Origin of the sequence: Ramlibacter rhizophilus (assembly GCF_004681965.1) — a bacterium.
GTDB classification, from domain to species: domain Bacteria; phylum Pseudomonadota; class Gammaproteobacteria; order Burkholderiales; family Burkholderiaceae_C; genus Ramlibacter; species Ramlibacter rhizophilus.
In genome coordinates this window covers 278,069-292,969 of the sequence record NZ_SMLL01000004.1, presented here as the reverse complement: position 1 = coordinate 292,969, position 14,901 = coordinate 278,069, and the positions used below count along the sequence as shown (strand labels likewise).

Here is a 14,901-nt window from a genome sequence, read left to right as displayed (position 1 = left end):
ACACGGTCCACGGCCGCGCAACAGGTCGGACTGGTGCGCTGCGGCTGGCGTCAGAGGATGTAGCGCGACAGGTCTTCGTCCCGGCTCAGCTCGGCCAGGCGGCTGTCCACGTAGGCGGCGTCGATCGTGAGGGTCTGGCCACTCAGGCGCGTCGCCTCGAAGCTGATCTCGTCCAGCAGCCGCTCCATGACCGTGGACAGGCGCCGCGCACCGATGTTCTCGGTGCGCTCGTTGACCTCATAGGCGATGCGGGCCAGCCGGGTGATGCCGTCGGGGGTGAACACGAGCGTGACGCCCTCGGTGGCCAGCAGCGCCTGGTACTGCTTGACCAGCGAGGCATGGGTCTGGGTGAGGATGGCCTCGAAGTCCTCGACGGACAGCGAGGCCAGCTCGACGCGGATCGGCAGGCGCCCCTGCAGCTCGGGGATCAGGTCGCTCGGCTTGGACAGGTGGAAGGCGCCGCTGGCGATGAAGAGGATGTGGTCGGTCTTGATGGGGCCGTACTTGGTGGCGACGGTGGTGCCTTCCACCAGGGGCAGCAGGTCGCGCTGCACGCCCTGGCGCGACACGTCGGCCGCGCTGGTGCCCTCGCTGCGCGAGGTGACCTTGTCGATCTCGTCGATGAAGACGATGCCGTTCTGCTCGGCGTTGTGGATGGCCTCGGCGCGGATCTCCTCCTCGTTGACCAGGCGCGCGGCCTCCTCGTCGGTGAGCTGGCGCAGCGCGTCGCGGATCTTGAGCTTGCGCGTCTTGCGCCGCCCGGCTCCGAGCTGGCCGAACATGCCCTTGAGCTGCTCGGCCATGTCCTCCATGCCGGCGGGCCCCAGGATCTCCAGCGGCGGCTTGGCGTCGCTCAGCTCGACCTCGACATCCTTGTCGTCCAGCTGCCCTTCGCGCAGCTTCTTGCGGAAGGCCTGCCGGGTCGCGTTGTCCTCGTGCGCCTGGGTGCCCGGAAGCAGCGCATCGAGGATGCGCTCCTCGGCCGCATCCTCGGCGCGGGTGCGCACCTTGCGCATGGCCGCCACGCGGGTCTCCTTGACGGCCATCTCGGCCAGGTCCCGGATGATGGAGTCCACGTCCTTGCCGACGTAGCCGACCTCGGTGAACTTGGTGGCCTCGACCTTGATGAACGGCGCATCGGCCAGGCGCGCCAGCCGTCGGGCGATCTCGGTCTTGCCGACGCCGGTCGGGCCGATCATGAGGATGTTCTTGGGCGTGATCTCCGGGCGGAGCTTCTCGTCCACCTGCTGGCGGCGCCAGCGATTGCGCAGCGCGATGGCCACCGCGCGCTTGGCCTGCTGCTGCCCGACGATGTGCCGGTCGAGTTCGGAGACGATTTCCTGGGGGGTCATGGAAGACATAGGGCGTGGAGGCTGGAAGCGAGGAGGAGACGTGCGGGCAAACCGGACTGCGGCCAGGGCGCTAGCCCCTGGCGCCCTCCCCCAGCACCTCCACCGTGTGGTTCATGTTCGTGTAGATGCACAGCTCCCCCGCGATCTCCAGCGACTTCTTGACGATGTCCTGGGCCGGGAGCTCGGTGTGCTCGAGCAGGGCACGCGCGGCGGCCTGGGCGTAGGCGCCGCCGGAGCCGATGGCGATGATGCCGCGCTCGGGTTCGAGGACGTCACCGTTGCCGGTGATGATGAGCGAGGCGTCCTTGTCGGCCACCGCCAGCATGGCTTCCAGGCGCCGCAGGACGCGGTCGGTGCGCCAGTCCTTGGTGAGCTCGATCGCGGCACGCACCAGGTGGCCCTGGTGCTTTTCCAGCTTGCCCTCGAAGCGCTCGAACAAGGTGAAGGCATCGGCCGTGGCGCCGGCGAAGCCGGCCAGCACGCGGTCGTGGTAGAGCTTGCGCACCTTGCGGGCCGAACCCTTGACCACCACATTGCCCAGGGTGACCTGGCCGTCACCGCCGATCGCCACCTGCCAGCTGCCATCCGGGGCGCGACGGCGCACGCTCACGATGGTCGTTCCGTGAAACTGTTCCATCGCAGCGAACTGGGGACGGTGCCCGCGAATGCAAGCCGACCAGGGAAACCGTTGCGATTTCAGTCGCGGCGCAGGGCGATGCGGGCCGTGCCGTCGATGCCCACCACCGCGAAGAAGGCGGCGACCAGCCGGTGCACGCCGGTGAACTGCAGCAGGCAGCCTTCGGCCTGCCGTGCGGTGCACCAGTTGAGCAGGCTTCCGGCCGCGCCGAAATCGATGCGCACCAGGCGGGCGCAGTCGACGGACAGCGATTGGCCGGCGGACACGGCGGGCAGCCGGGCCAGCAAGGCGGTGGCATCGTCCTGCAGGGCACCGGCGAGTTCGCCCTGCGGCATGGGAGCGAAGCGCGAGGCGGGCTCGCCGAAGCCGCTGGCCGGCACGCTGGCCACGGAGTCGGCATAGGGCTCGCGCGGGAACGCGCTGGCCGGCGCCGCGGACTGGCCGTCGGCATCCAGGGCCGCGACCCGGCAGCGCGGCGCCTCCCAGGACGGTGGCGACACTTCGTAGGCGATGCAGAAGTCCATGGCCACCATCTCGAACTCGTCCGGGCGGTTGAGCAGGCGAAGCGCCTCCATCCGCAGGCGCCACCAGGCCGCCGGAACGCTGGCGTCGGCTGGCGGGGTGCGCGCCTTCAAGGCAGCTTCCAGGCATTCGGCGGCAACGAAGCGCAGTGCCACGGGTTGGGCGGCCCACTGGCCCAGCAACTGGGCCAGCGGCGCCAGGGCGCTTTCATCGATGCTGCCCAGCCGGCCCCAGGAGAGACGCCAGGGCTGGGGGGCGCGCGCGAGCGCCGCCTGGAGCAGGGGGAAGGCGGCGGCCGTGAGCACCGGCGGGCAGGTCCAGTCCACCGGCGTGACCGGCGCGGCAGGCCCGGCCGGCTGCGCCGGGCCGCCGCGGGCCGGGCCACCGAAGGCGATCCACTGCGGGGCCGAGCGGCCGAAGCGCTCGGCAAAGCTCAGCGCGGCTTCGTCGAAACGTTCCTGCCGGCCGGTGGCGCGGTAGAAGTCGAACAGCACGAGCCAGGTCTCGACATGGTCCTGCCGTGTGCCACCGGCGCCCACCAGGGCCTGCAGGCCGGCTTCGACGCCGGCGTCGTCCCCCTGGGCGAAGCGGATCGCGACGTCTTCGAGCTCGGCGTCGTGGGTGAACTCCTCCACCGGCGCAAGCTCCGGCGAGAAGTCGAGGGTCGACGCCAGAACGCTCGGCGGCTGCGCCGACGGCGGCAGGACGTTGGGCACCGTGGCCGGCAGGGTGGCCTCCACGGTCAGGGGCTGCGTCTGCGCGTGCAGCAGCGGAAGCTCGATCGAGAGCCCCTCCGACGGGCTGAAGCCGCCGACACGGCTGCCCGGCAGCCCGGTGGGACCGGAGCTCGTCAGCGGCGGGATCGTGGAGCGCGACAGGCCGCCCGTGGTGGTGGGCTCCCCATTGCGGGTCTTCCACCACTGCTGCGACATCTGCGCCTCGATCTCGTCGATCTTCTTGAGCGTGCTGGCGCGGTCGTCCGGCCGAGAAGGCAAGGAGCTCTGGAAGAAGGAAGGCCTGGCCGCGGGGTCGTTGCCCGCGATGACCTCGCTGCGGCGCAGCTTGCGCAGCATGTCGAACTCGCGGCGGCGCACGAAGTCGTTGCGCCGCTTGCGCTCGATCATCTCCTTGAGCATCTGCCGGGAGTAGCCGCTTTCGCGCTCCTCCTCGGGCAGCTCCAACCCCGACCAGCCCGATGCGGGGTTGCGCACGAACTTGATGACCTTGGCGAAGAGCCCGGGGTTCTCGTCCTTGGGGTCGGACATGGCAGCGCGGCGCCGAGGAAAAGATCAGTCGCCGAACATCTTCTGCTTGAGCTCACGCCGCTGCTGCGCTTCCAGCGACAGCGTGGCCGTGGGGCGGGCCAGCAGGCGGCCCACGCCGATGGGCTCGCCGGTCTCGTCGCAGTAGCCGTAGTCGCCCGCGTCGATGCGGGCGATGGACTGCTCGATCTTCTTGAGCAGCTTGCGCTCCCGGTCGCGCGTGCGCAGTTCCAGCGCATGCTCTTCCTCGATGGTGGCGCGGTCGGCCGGATCCGGCACGATGACCGTGTCCTCGCGCAGATGCTCGGTGGTCTCACCGGCGTTGGCCAGGATGTCCCGCTTGAGGGCGACCAGCTTCAGGCGGAAGAACGCCATCTGCTTGTCGTTCATGTATTCGGCGTCGGGCATGGCCAGCACCTCGGGATCCGTGAGCTCCTCGGGGCTCTTGGTTTTCCAGTTGTTGGCGAGCTTGGGGTCTTTGCTGACCTGGGCGAGGGGGGGCGACTTGAGCACGGGAGGACTTGGCGTCTGGATGTAGCTGGCCTTGGGCGCCGTGGAGGCCACGGACTGCGCCATGGAGGGCACCGTGATCTGGGCCAGCCGGGCGGAAACCCGGCCGGCGCGGGGCGGCACGGCGCCCTGGGGCGCGGCTGCGGCAGCTACGGGGGTGGAAGAAGGAACGCGCACCTCGGGCGCAGCCGCGGCCGGAGCCGTGGACTTCGCCGGGGAGGCAGCGATGGCGGAAGCGGCAGCCACGCTCTTGCGGGCAGCCACCGGGGTGGATGGTTTCGGGGACGCGGCGGGCGCGCCCTGGGCGAGACCCTTGGTGGGGGTCTGTACCGGCGCCGCCTTGGCGGGCGCGGCTTGGCGGGTCGGGGCGCTTCCCGCCGCCGATGCGGTGGCCGGGCGCGCGGGGGCCGGGCGCTTGGCCACGGCCTTGGGGGTGGAAGGCGGGGCGGCCTTGCCGGCCGGCTTGGCCGGCGCCTTGGACACTGGCCGGGCGACGGGTTTCTTGGCGGCGGACTTGGGCGCGGCCGGGCGGGCCGAGGCCGGCGCGGCGGAGCGGGTGGCGGCCTTGGCGGCCGGCTTGGCGGCGGCGGGCTTGGCCGCGGCCTTGGCGACGGTGCGCACGGAGCCCTTGGCAGCGACGGCGCGGGCCGGCGTCTTGGCCGAGGCGGCCTTGGCGGCGACGCGCGCCGTGCCCACCGCCTTCTTCGCAGCGGCCTTGACGGGGGCGCTCTTGGCGGCTGGTTTCTGCGCCTTGGCGGCGGCCTTCGGTTGCGGCTTCACTTCCTGCCTCCTCGCGGCTGCGGCCCTGGCCAACCGCGGGCGGCTGGCACCGGACCCTCTCTTCCCGGTTGATGTAAGGCCTGCATCGGCCCGAGTTATACCTGCTTTGTCTTGCAGCTCGGCCGTTCCGCGCGCCGAAGCCGAGGGAAAGCCCATGAGTTGCAGGAGTGAGACAAGCATTCGCCGGTCCGTTACAAAGCGCGCAAGCCTAACTCAAACGGGAACAGTCGCCGCTCCCTGTTTGCCCGGGTGTTGCGTTGCCGCAAGCGCAGCATCACACCAGGCATTGCTGCAGCCCCTGCAGGAAGATGTCGCGCGGCAGGTCCAGCCCGATGAAGACCATCTTGCTCTGCCGCTGCTCGCCTTCAGCCCAGGCCGGTCCCAGGTCGCTGCCCATGAGCTGGTGGACGCCCTGGAAGATCACCTTGCGGTCGGTGCCCTGCATGTGCAGCACGCCCTTGTAGCGCAGCATGCGCGGGCCGTAGATGTTCACGATGGCGCCGAGGAAGTCCTCGAGGCGCGCAGGATCGAAGGGCCGCTCGGACCTGAAGACGAAGCTCTTGACGTCGTCGTCGTGATGATGGTGGTGGCCATGGCCGCCGTGGGCGTGCGAAGGATGGTCGCAGTGCTCCCCGTGCGCGTGGTCATGGTCGTGGTGCGCGTGGTCGTGCTCGTCTTCCTTGAGGAAGTCCGGGTCGATCTCGAGCTTGGCGTTGAGGTTGAAGCCGCGCAGGTCGAAGACCTGCGCGATGGGCACCTCACCGAAATGCACCCGCTGCTGCGGTGCGCGCGGGTTCATGTGCCGAAGGCGGTGCATGAGCGCCTCGGTCTCGTCACCCGAGACCAGGTCGGTCTTGCTGAGGAAGATGCGGTCGGCGAAGCCCACCTGCCGGCGCGCCTCCTGGCGGTCGTTGAGCTGCTGGGCCGCGTGCTTGGCATCCACCAGGGTGAGGATGGAGTCCAGCAGGTAGGTCTCGGCGATCTCGTCGTCCATGAAGAAGGTCTGCGCCACGGGGCCGGGGTCGGCCAGGCCCGTGGTCTCGATGACGATGCGCTCGAAATCCAGCAGGCCCTTGCGCTTCTTTTCCGCCAGCAGCTGCAGCGTGGCGCGCAGGTCTTCCCGGATGGTGCAGCAGATGCAGCCGTTGCTCATCTGCACGATCTGCTCGTCGGTGTCGCTGACCAGGATGTCGCTGTCGATGTTCTCTTCGCCGAACTCGTTCTCGATGACGGCGATCTTCTGGCCGTGCGCCTCGCTCAGCACGCGCTTGAGCAGCGTGGTCTTCCCTGAACCGAGGAAGCCGGTGAGGATGGTGGCGGGAATGAGGCTCATGGTCGCACGCGCGGGTCGAAGGGACCGGGAGTGTAGCGAGGTTGGAACTGCTCGGGGCCCGCGAGGTTCAGTCCTTGCGGCATACCACCAGCCCCTTGAGGTATTCGCCTTCCGGAAAGACGAGGGTCATCGGGTGGTCGGGCGCGCCGCCGAGGCGCTCGGTGATGTAGCCGTCGACGCCCGCATCGATGCCGGCCGAGGCCACGATCTTGTGGAACAGGTCGAAGGGAATGCCGCCCGAGCAGGAGAACGTGAACAGCACGCCGCCCGGCGCGAGCAGTTTCAGCGCCAGCCGGTTGATGTCCTTGTAGGCCCGGGCGGCGCGCTCGGCATGCGCCGCCGTGGGGGCCAGCTTCGGCGGGTCCAGCACGATGGCGTCGAAACGCTCGCCCTGCTCGATGAAGCGGCGCAGGCTGGCGTTCACGTCGGCATCGAGGAACTCGGCGCGCGCGGGGTCCAGCCCGTTGAGTTCGAGGTTCGCGCGGGCGCGCGCCAGGGCCGGGGCGGAGGAGTCGATGGAAACCACCTGCTGCGCGCCCGCCACCAGCGCCGCGACGGTGAAGCCGCCGGTGTAGCAGTAGCAGTTCAGCACCCTGCCCGTGCCGAGGCGCCGTACCGTGTCGGCCAGGCGCTTCCGGTTGTCCCGCTGGTCCAGGTAGAACCCGGTCTTGTGGCCCGTGGCGATGTCCAGCGTGAGGCGCCAGTCGTGCTCGCGGATGGTGAGCTCGGTCGGCCCCTCGCCGCGCAGCCAGCCCGTGGCGGGGGCGAGCCCCTCGAGCTGCCGGGCACTGGCGTCCGATCGCTCGTACAGGCGCGAGAGCCCCGTCTCGGCCAGCAGGGCGTCGGCGATGACGGCCTTCCAGCGCTCGACGCCCGCCGAGAGGAACTGCGCGACCAGCGTGTCGCCGTAGCGGTCCACGATGAGACCGGGCAGGCCGTCCGATTCGCCGTGCACGAGGCGCAGGCTGTCGCTGTCGATGGCGAAGCGGCGACGGGCCTGCACGGCGCGCGCGATCGTGCGGGTGAAGAAGGCCGCGTCCACGCGCTCGGCGGCGTCGAAGCTCCAGGCCCGCGCGCGGATGCGCGAAGCCGGGCTGAAGGCCGCCCAGGCGAGGAAACGCCCGTCGTGCGCGTCGATGCGCACCGTCTCGCCCGGATCGGCACCGCCTTTCGCCATGGCGGAATCGAAGACCCAGGGGTGGCGGCGCAGCAGGGAACGGTCCTTGCCTTCCTTCAGGCGGATGGATTTCATGGCCGCGATTGTCCGCTCGCGGGCGGACGCACGGCGGTTCCTCAGGGCTTGCGGCGTGCGCGCGGGTGCGCTGCGTCGTAGGCCTTGGCCAGGTGCTGGAAATCCAGGCGGGTGTAGACCTGCGTGGTGGCGATGCTGGCGTGGCCCAGCAGCTCCTGCACGGCGCGCAGGTCGCCGCTGGACTGCAGCACGTGGCTGGCGAAGGAGTGCCGCAGCATGTGCGGATGCACGGGCGTGGCCAGGCCCGCCTGCAGGCTGCGCCGGCGCAACAGGCGCCAGACGGCCTGCGCCGAAAGCCGCCGCCCGCGCGCGTTGAGGAACAGGGCCGGATCCTGTGCCACGCCGCGCACGTCGATCCAGGCGCGCAGGGCCGCCAGCGCCTTGCGTCCGACGGGCACGCTGCGCCGCTTGGCTCCCTTGCCCAGCACCTGCGCCTCACCGGCGTCCAGATCGACCCAGCCGGCCGCGGCTGCGGTGGCCTGCAGGTCCAGCCCCACGAGCTCGCCGACCCGCAGGCCGCAGCCATAGAGAAGCTCCACGATGGCCGCGTCACGCGCTTCGTCGCGCGGATGGCCGTCCTCGTCGTGGTAGTCCGCCAGGGCCACCGAGTCGTCCACGCTCAAGGCCTTGGGCAGGGGGCGCGGCGCGCGCGGCGCCCGTACATCCACCACCGGGTTGGCCGGGATCAGGGCCTCGCGACCGAGCCATGCGTAGAAGCCCCGCCAACCCGAAAGGATGAGGGCGATTCCGCGGCCGCTGCGTCCCGCGGCATTCATCTGCGCCACCCAGCGCCGCACGTGCGCCGGCTGGACCTGCAGCAGGCCCACGCCGGCCTGCGACGCATTCGCCTGCAGCTTGCGCAGGTCCAGCGAATAAAGCTCGACGGTGCGCGCGGCCAGGCGCTTGCCCACCCGCACATGCTCGAGATAGCGCTCGACCAGCGCGGCGTCGTCGGCGGGCGTGGCGGCCATGTCCGGCCAGGCTTTCAGTCCGCGCGCAGCCGGCCCAGCGCCGCGCTTGCGAGTTCGGCGATGCGCTCCAGGAAATCGGTGCCCATGCCGCTGGCAAAGCGCTGCGGATCGGGCGAGGCCAGCACCAGCATGCCGAAAGCGGGCGTGGTGCCGGTGACCTGCCCTTCGCGCAGCGGAATGAGGGCCAGCGACATGGCCATGGAAGGATCCTCCAGCCAGCCCACCGCCTCGAAGCCCGCATTGACGCCGCAATAGGGCTGCGTGAGCGAGGTCGCGAAGGTCTTCGCGTCCTCCGTCACGCCCTGCGCGAAGGGCTCGTCGGCGAAGCGGTCCGGCACGCCCCAGACCTTGATGGCGACCTGCGGCACCATGAACTGGCTCCTGATCTCGGCGGCGATCGTCGCAGGCAGGGCATTGCCCGCGCGCACGAGCAGCAGCTGCCGCGCCCAGCGCTGCAGGCGGTCGGCGATGATCATGTTCTCGTTGCCGTGGCGGACCATCTCCATCACGCGCTGCTCCAGCACGCGGATCTTCTCGCGCAGCATCTCGGCCTGGCGCTCCTGCAGGCTCACCGCGCGATTGCCGTGCGGGCTGGTGAGCTGCACGCTCGCCAGCAGCTCGGCATGGCGCATGAAGAAATCGGGCGTGTTCGCCAGGTAGTTGGCGATGTCGTCTTCGGTGATCGGGTGCATGTCGTTCTTGTTGATGCTGCTCATTGCGGTATCTCCACTTCCCCTTCAAAGACCGTCGTGGCCGGGCCGGTCATCAGCACGGAGTGCCCCGGGCCGGCCCACTCGATGGTGAGAACGCCGCCGCGGGTGTGGACGTCCACGCGATCGTCCAGCCGGCCGAGGCGGATACCCGCCACCACGGCGGCGCAGGCGCCCGTGCCGCAGGCCAGCGTCTCGCCCGCGCCGCGCTCCCACACGCGCAGGCGGATCGCGGCGCGGGAAAGCACCTGCATGAAACCGACGTTGACCTTGCGGGGAAACGCCGGGTGCGTCTCGACGAGCGGCCCGAGCGAGGCGACCGGCGCCTCGTCCACGGCGTCCACCTCCAGCACCGCGTGCGGGTTGCCCATGGAGAGCACCGCGAGCAGCGGCGCGTGCCCCGCGACCGGCAGCGCCCAGCGCTCCCAGCCCGGCTCGGGGTGCGGCGCGAGGCCGGTGGAGTCGAAGGGCACGCGGGCCAGGTCGAACTCGGGCAGGCCCATGTCCACCGTGACGCGGCCGTCGGGCAGCATGCGCAGCTCCAGCAGCTGGTTCACGGTGCGCACGCGGATGGTGTCCTTGTCGGTCAGGCCGCGTTCGCGCACGAAGCGCACGAAGCAGCGCGCGCCGTTGCCGCAGTGCTCGACCTCGCCCCCATCGGCGTTGTGGATCACGTATTCGAAGTCGATGCCCGGTGCGGGCGAGGGCCGCACGGAAAGGATCTGGTCCGCGCCGACGCCGAAGTGGCGATCGGCCAGCCAGCGGTACTGCGCCGGCCCGAGCTTCAGCGGTGCGCGGGTCTCGTCCAGCACCACGAAATCATTACCGGCGCCCTGCATCTTGGTGAAGCGGACTCGCATGGGCCGCATTATGGGCGTGCCTCGCCCGCGCTTCGATAATCGGCCATGGTCCGACCCAGCCAACTGCTCCATCCCCAGCGCGAACCGGCATCGCCGCGCCCCGCCGCCACCGTGATCCTGATGCGCGACTCGGCCGCCGGTCTCGAGATCCTCATGACGCGACGCTCGGCCACGGCCAGCTTCGCCCCCGGCGCCTACGTCTTCCCCGGCGGCGGCATCGACGCGGCGGACGCGGCCGCGCACGAGCTCGCCGAGCGCCGCCCGGGCCAGGACGATCGACGCCTCACCCAGGCACTGGCCGCCATCCGCGAGAGCTTCGAGGAACTGGGGCTGCTGCTGGCGCGCCACGCCGACGGGCGGCCGGTGCAGGCGGGCGACCTCGCCGCGCTGGACCGGCAGGGGCCCTTCTACGAGCAGTGCCGCGCGCGCGGCTGGCGCCTGCGGGCCGACGAGGTGTTCCTGCTCGCGCACTGGGTCACCGACCGCGACCTGCCGCGCCGCTTCGACGTGCCTTTCCTGGTCGCGCGCATGCCCGAGGGACAGCAGCCCCTGGCCGACGAGGCCGAGCAGTTCGAGCCCGTGTGGGTGCGACCCGCCGAGGCGCTGGAGCGGCACCGGGCCGGCAGCTTCTTCATGATCTTCCCGACCATTCGCACCCTGGAGCGGCTGGCCGCCTACGCGAGCGTGCAGGCGGTGCTGGACGCCTGCGCCGGCGAGCAGGCGCTGTGGACCAGCTGCCCGCGGGCTGGCCTGCTGGACGGGCGCGAGGCGCGCTACATGGAGCACGAGATGCCCTACGGCGAGCTGGCACTGGTGTGCCCGGACGGCCAGATCGTCCATGCCCTGGACTGGCAGCACGAGCGCCCCGTGCCCCTGCTGCGCCACCTCGCGCGCCTGACGGCCGGCAACCGCGGCATGATGACCGGCCCGGGGACCAACAGCTACCTGGTCGGCGAGACGGCGACCGGCTATGCCGTCATCGACCCCGGCCCCGCCGACGCCGCGCACCTGCAGCGCCTCTTCGAGGCGGCGGGCGGCGACATCCGCTTCATCGTCTGCACGCACTCGCACCCGGACCACGCGCCCGGCGCGCGGCCGCTGCAGGCGATGTGCAAGGCGCGGCCCCCCATTGTCGGCCTGCCCTCGGCACCGACCGCCGGGCCGGAATCGGCCTTCACGCCGGACCGCTGCGTAGAGGACGGGGAGGTGCTGCGCCTGGACGGCGGCGAGCTCACGCACAGCCTGCAGGTCGTCGCGACCCCGGGCCACGCGGCCAACCACCTGTGCCTGCTGCTGCGCGAGGACGCGCTGCTCTTCTCCGGCGACCACGTCCTCAACGGCAGCACCACCGTGGTGAACCCGCCCGACGGCGACATGAGCGCCTACCTCGACTCGCTGGACCGGCTCGCCGCGCTGTGCGAGGCCGAAGGCGTGGCCTTCATCCTGCCGGCGCATGGCCATGTCATCGGCAACGCGCCCGAGGCCATCGCCCGCTTGAAGGCGCATCGTCTGCAGCGCGAAGCCAAGGTCGCCGCCGCCATGCGGGCCTTGCCGGAAGGCGACCTGGATGCCTGGGTGCCGCTGGTGTACGAGGACGTGCCCGAGCGCCTGTGGCCGGTGGCCCGGCGCTCGCTGCTGGCGCACGTGGAGCGGCTGCGCGCACTCGAAGCGAAACAGAAAGTGTGAAGCCCGCCGATACGCCGGATTCTGTGCGTCACGGTTACCCGTGACGTGACCGCCATTCCTCTGGGCCGTGCGTCGCCGACACGGCTCGGTGCTACCTACCCGCCAGCTCCCCGGGACACAGATCACCGCTGGCCTATTTGGTATTGCTGCGCGTAGAGATTGCCCGTTTCACCCCTCGCGCACCGAAGCGCGCGAGGACTCGTCTCTGTTGCTCTGATCCTCACCTCACGGTGGACAGGTGTTACCTGCTACGCTGCCCTGTGCAGTCCGGACGTTCCTCCAGTGCGGCCTCTCGGCACTTGCACCAGCGGCGGCCTGGCGGGCTTCACGGGCGCTATTATCGCCCTCCCCTTTCCGATGGCTTTGGCCCGATCACCACGGGCCCGCAAGACCATGATCCGCATCTCCGAAATCAAGCTGCCGCTCGCGCAGGCCGAGCAGCCCGAGGCGCCGCTGCGCGCGGCCGTCCGCCAGGCCCTCTCCCTTCCCGACGACGCGCTGGTCCGCGTCAAGGTCTTCAAGCGCAGCTTCGATGCCCGCAAGGCCGAGCTGATGGCGGTGTACATCGTCGATGTCACCCTGGCCGATCCGCTGCTGGAGCCGGCCGTGCTCGCCCGCGCCGGCGACCATCCGCACATCGCGCCCACACCGGACATGCAGTGGCATCCGCCGGTGAGCGTCCGGTCCGCGCCCGAGCCGCGACCGGTGGTGGTCGGCTTCGGGCCCTGCGGCATCTTCGCGGCGCTGGTGCTGGCGCAGATGGGGCTTCGGCCCATCGTGCTCGAGCGTGGCAAGAGCGTCCGGGAGCGCACCAAGGACACCTGGGGCCTGTGGCGCAAGCGTGAGCTGCAGCCAGAAAGCAATGTGCAGTTCGGCGAAGGCGGCGCCGGCACGTTTTCGGACGGCAAGCTGTACAGCCAGATCAAGGACCCCCGCCACCTGGGCCGCAAGGTCATGGGCGAATTCGTCAAGGCCGGTGCGCCCGAGGAGATCCTGTACGTCGCGCACCCGCACATCGGCACCTTCAAGCTGGTGAAAGTGGTGGAGAACCTGCGCGCGCAGATCATCGCGCTCGGGGGCGAGGTCCGCTTCCAGCAGCGCGTCACCGACTTCCACATCGAGGACGGACCCGGCGGCCGGTGCCTGCGGGGGCTCACCGTGCTGGACCAGGCGACGGGCCAGGCACAGGAGCTTCGCGCCGACCACGTGGTGCTCGCCCTCGGCCACAGCTCGCGCGACACCTTCGAGCGCTTGCACGCGCGGGGCGTGTTCCTGGAGGCCAAGCCTTTTTCCGTGGGCTTTCGCATCGAGCATCCGCAGGGGCTGATCGACCGCGCCCGCTGGGGCCGGCATGCCGGCCATCCGCTGCTGGGCGCGGCCGACTACAAGCTGGTGCACCACGCCAGCAACGGCCGCGCGGTGTACAGCTTCTGCATGTGCCCGGGCGGCACGGTGGTGGCCGCGACCTCCGAGCCGGGCCGGGTGGTCACCAACGGCATGAGCCAGTACTCGCGCAACGAACGCAATGCCAACGCCGGCATGGTGGTGGCCATCGAGCCGCGCGACTTTTCCGGCACCGACCCGCTGGCGGGGGTGCGGCTGCAGCGCGAGCTGGAGTCGCGTGCCTTCGAGCTCGGCGGCGGCAACTATGACGCGCCCGGGCAGCTCGTCGGGGACTTCATCGCCGGTCGGGCGTCGACGGCCTTCGGCGAGGTGATCCCTTCGTACAAGCCGGGCGTGCGCCTGGGCGACCTGCAACCGAGCCTGCCCGCCTTCGCCATCGAGGCCATCCGCGAGGCGCTGCCCGTCTTCGGACGCAAGATCCGTGGCTTCGACCGCCACGACGCGGTGCTGACCGGCGTGGAGACGCGCACCTCGGCGCCCGTTCGCATCACCCGCGGCGATGACTTCCAGAGCCTGGGGCTGCGAGGGCTGTATCCCGCCGGCGAAGGCGCCGGCTACGCCGGCGGCATCCTTTCGGCGGGGGTGGACGGGATCAAGGTGGGCGAAGCCGTGGCCCGGCAGCTCGCTGCTACTTCCGGCGATCCAGTTCGGCCTTGAGTTCGCCCGAGAGCGGCATTTTGAAACCCGTCGGCGTGACCGCGTTCGGATGCACGAACCAGGCGTCGTAGAGGGCCTGCAGGCGGCCGCTGCGGATGCTCTGCGCCAGGGCCTCGTCCACCGCGCGCTGCAGGCGGTCGTCGCGAGGCATGGCGATGGCAATCGGCTCGGTCGACAGCACCTCGGGCAACAGCGTGAAGCGCTGCCGGTCGGCCTCCTTGGCCACCGATCCGAGCAGCAGCAGTTCGTCGCGGGCCCAGGCCTGCGCTTGCCGCAGGCGCAGCTGCGCCAGGGCGGCGTCCGTGCTCACGACGCGGGACAAGCGCAGGTCCAGGCCGTGCCGGTCGCTGGCGCGCTGCACCGCCGCTTCAGCCGTGGTGCGGCCCAGCACCGCCACGGTGGCGCCCTTGAGATCGGCCAGGCGACGCGGCCCGTCCTCGCCCAGCACCAGCAGCTTCACCGCCGCGACGAAGATGGGCGCGGAAAAATGCATGCTCGCCCGGCGCTGGGGCGTGTCCGACACGCTGGCGCACATGAGATCCACCGAACCGCCACCGACAAAGCGCGCGAGCTGGTCCTGCGACACGGGCAGCAGGTTCACCCGCAGCGCCGGGATGCCCAGTGTCTGGCGCAGGTGCTCGGCGATGACCTGGGTACACAGCTCCACGCTGTAGCCGGCCGGACTGCCATCGGCCAGGAAGGAGAACGGGGGCGAGTTCTCGCTGTAGCCCACGTTGACCTGGTTGCGCGTGGCGATCCGCTGCAGCACGTCCTGCGCCATGGCCAGGCCGGGGGCGAGCGCACAGCATGCGGCGATCCACAGGCTGCGCAGCAGGCGGACCTTGGAATGAAATGACATGGCTACTCCAGTTCTCTCGGGAGCGCCGATGTTACGCAATATGAACTAGCTAAGCCGGGATTTGTCGCGCTTTCCGGCGCGTCGCTTGGCCTCGGGGCCACAAAAA

12 protein-coding genes and 1 other RNA gene are annotated in these 14,901 nt (G+C 70.6%); 2 read left to right on the top strand and 11 right to left on the bottom strand.

The features are described 5' to 3' along the window. Positions 1 to 50: 50 nt before the first annotated feature. From hslU to dapF, 9 genes are all read right to left on the bottom strand, one after another. Complete coding sequence (gene hslU, locus EZ242_RS11300; RefSeq protein WP_135285264.1) at positions 51 to 1,361, bottom strand: ATP-dependent protease ATPase subunit HslU; 1,311 nt, start codon at positions 1,359 to 1,361, stop codon at positions 51 to 53. Positions 1,362 to 1,422: 61 nt separating this feature from the next. Continuing rightward, entirely contained in the window at positions 1,423 to 1,989 is a 567-nt protein-coding gene (gene hslV / locus EZ242_RS11295; protein WP_135285263.1) for an ATP-dependent protease subunit HslV, read from the bottom strand. Between the two features lie 59 nt (positions 1,990 to 2,048). Further along, positions 2,049 to 3,776, bottom strand: a complete 1,728-nt coding sequence (locus tag EZ242_RS11290; RefSeq protein ID WP_135285262.1) for an STAS domain-containing protein — start codon at positions 3,774 to 3,776, stop codon at positions 2,049 to 2,051. Positions 3,777 to 3,800: 24 nt separating this feature from the next. Further along, positions 3,801 to 4,547, bottom strand: coding sequence for an RNA polymerase-binding protein DksA (dksA, locus tag EZ242_RS22405; protein ID WP_240787070.1), 747 nt, complete (start codon positions 4,545 to 4,547; stop codon positions 3,801 to 3,803). Between the two features lie 790 nt (positions 4,548 to 5,337). After that, positions 5,338 to 6,396 carry a CobW family GTP-binding protein gene (locus EZ242_RS11280; RefSeq protein ID WP_135285261.1) on the bottom strand — a complete coding sequence of 353 codons (1,059 nt, stop codon included), beginning with the start codon at positions 6,394 to 6,396 and terminating at the stop codon, positions 5,338 to 5,340. Between the two features lie 67 nt (positions 6,397 to 6,463). Further along, entirely contained in the window at positions 6,464 to 7,648 is a 1,185-nt protein-coding gene (locus EZ242_RS11275; protein WP_135285260.1) for a class I SAM-dependent rRNA methyltransferase, read from the bottom strand. A gap of 41 nt (positions 7,649 to 7,689) precedes the next feature. After that, complete coding sequence (locus EZ242_RS11270; protein WP_135285259.1) at positions 7,690 to 8,619, bottom strand: tyrosine recombinase XerC; 930 nt, start codon at positions 8,617 to 8,619, stop codon at positions 7,690 to 7,692. 14 nt (positions 8,620 to 8,633) lie between these two features. Then, complete coding sequence (locus EZ242_RS11265) at positions 8,634 to 9,335, bottom strand: DUF484 family protein (protein WP_135285258.1); 702 nt, start codon at positions 9,333 to 9,335, stop codon at positions 8,634 to 8,636. Then, positions 9,332 to 10,189 (bottom strand): diaminopimelate epimerase, encoded by an 858-nt coding sequence (gene dapF, locus EZ242_RS11260; RefSeq protein WP_135285257.1) that lies wholly within the window; start codon positions 10,187 to 10,189, stop codon positions 9,332 to 9,334. Before dapF ends, EZ242_RS11265 begins: the two co-directional genes overlap by 4 nt. 45 nt (positions 10,190 to 10,234) lie before the next feature. Here dapF and EZ242_RS11255 point away from each other — a divergent pair, with 45 nt between their 5' ends. Next, positions 10,235 to 11,875, top strand: a complete 1,641-nt coding sequence (locus EZ242_RS11255; protein WP_135285256.1) for an MBL fold metallo-hydrolase — start codon at positions 10,235 to 10,237, stop codon at positions 11,873 to 11,875. Here EZ242_RS11255 and rnpB read toward each other — a convergent pair. Continuing rightward, an RNA gene (gene rnpB / locus EZ242_RS11250) (RNase P RNA component class A) lies at positions 11,870 to 12,202 on the bottom strand. The genes EZ242_RS11255 and rnpB overlap by 6 nt on opposite strands. Positions 12,203 to 12,268: 66 nt before the next feature. On the opposite strand from rnpB, the gene EZ242_RS11245 reads away from it, so the two are divergent. Further along, positions 12,269 to 13,936, top strand: coding sequence for an NAD(P)/FAD-dependent oxidoreductase (locus EZ242_RS11245; RefSeq protein ID WP_135285255.1), 1,668 nt, complete (start codon positions 12,269 to 12,271; stop codon positions 13,934 to 13,936). Here EZ242_RS11245 and EZ242_RS11240 read toward each other — a convergent pair. Further along, the gene (locus tag EZ242_RS11240; protein ID WP_135285254.1) at positions 13,908 to 14,795 is read right to left on the bottom strand and encodes an amino acid ABC transporter substrate-binding protein; all 888 of its coding nucleotides are present in this window, start codon (positions 14,793 to 14,795) and stop codon (positions 13,908 to 13,910) included. The genes EZ242_RS11245 and EZ242_RS11240 overlap by 29 nt on opposite strands. Positions 14,796 to 14,901: the final 106 nt, after the last annotated feature.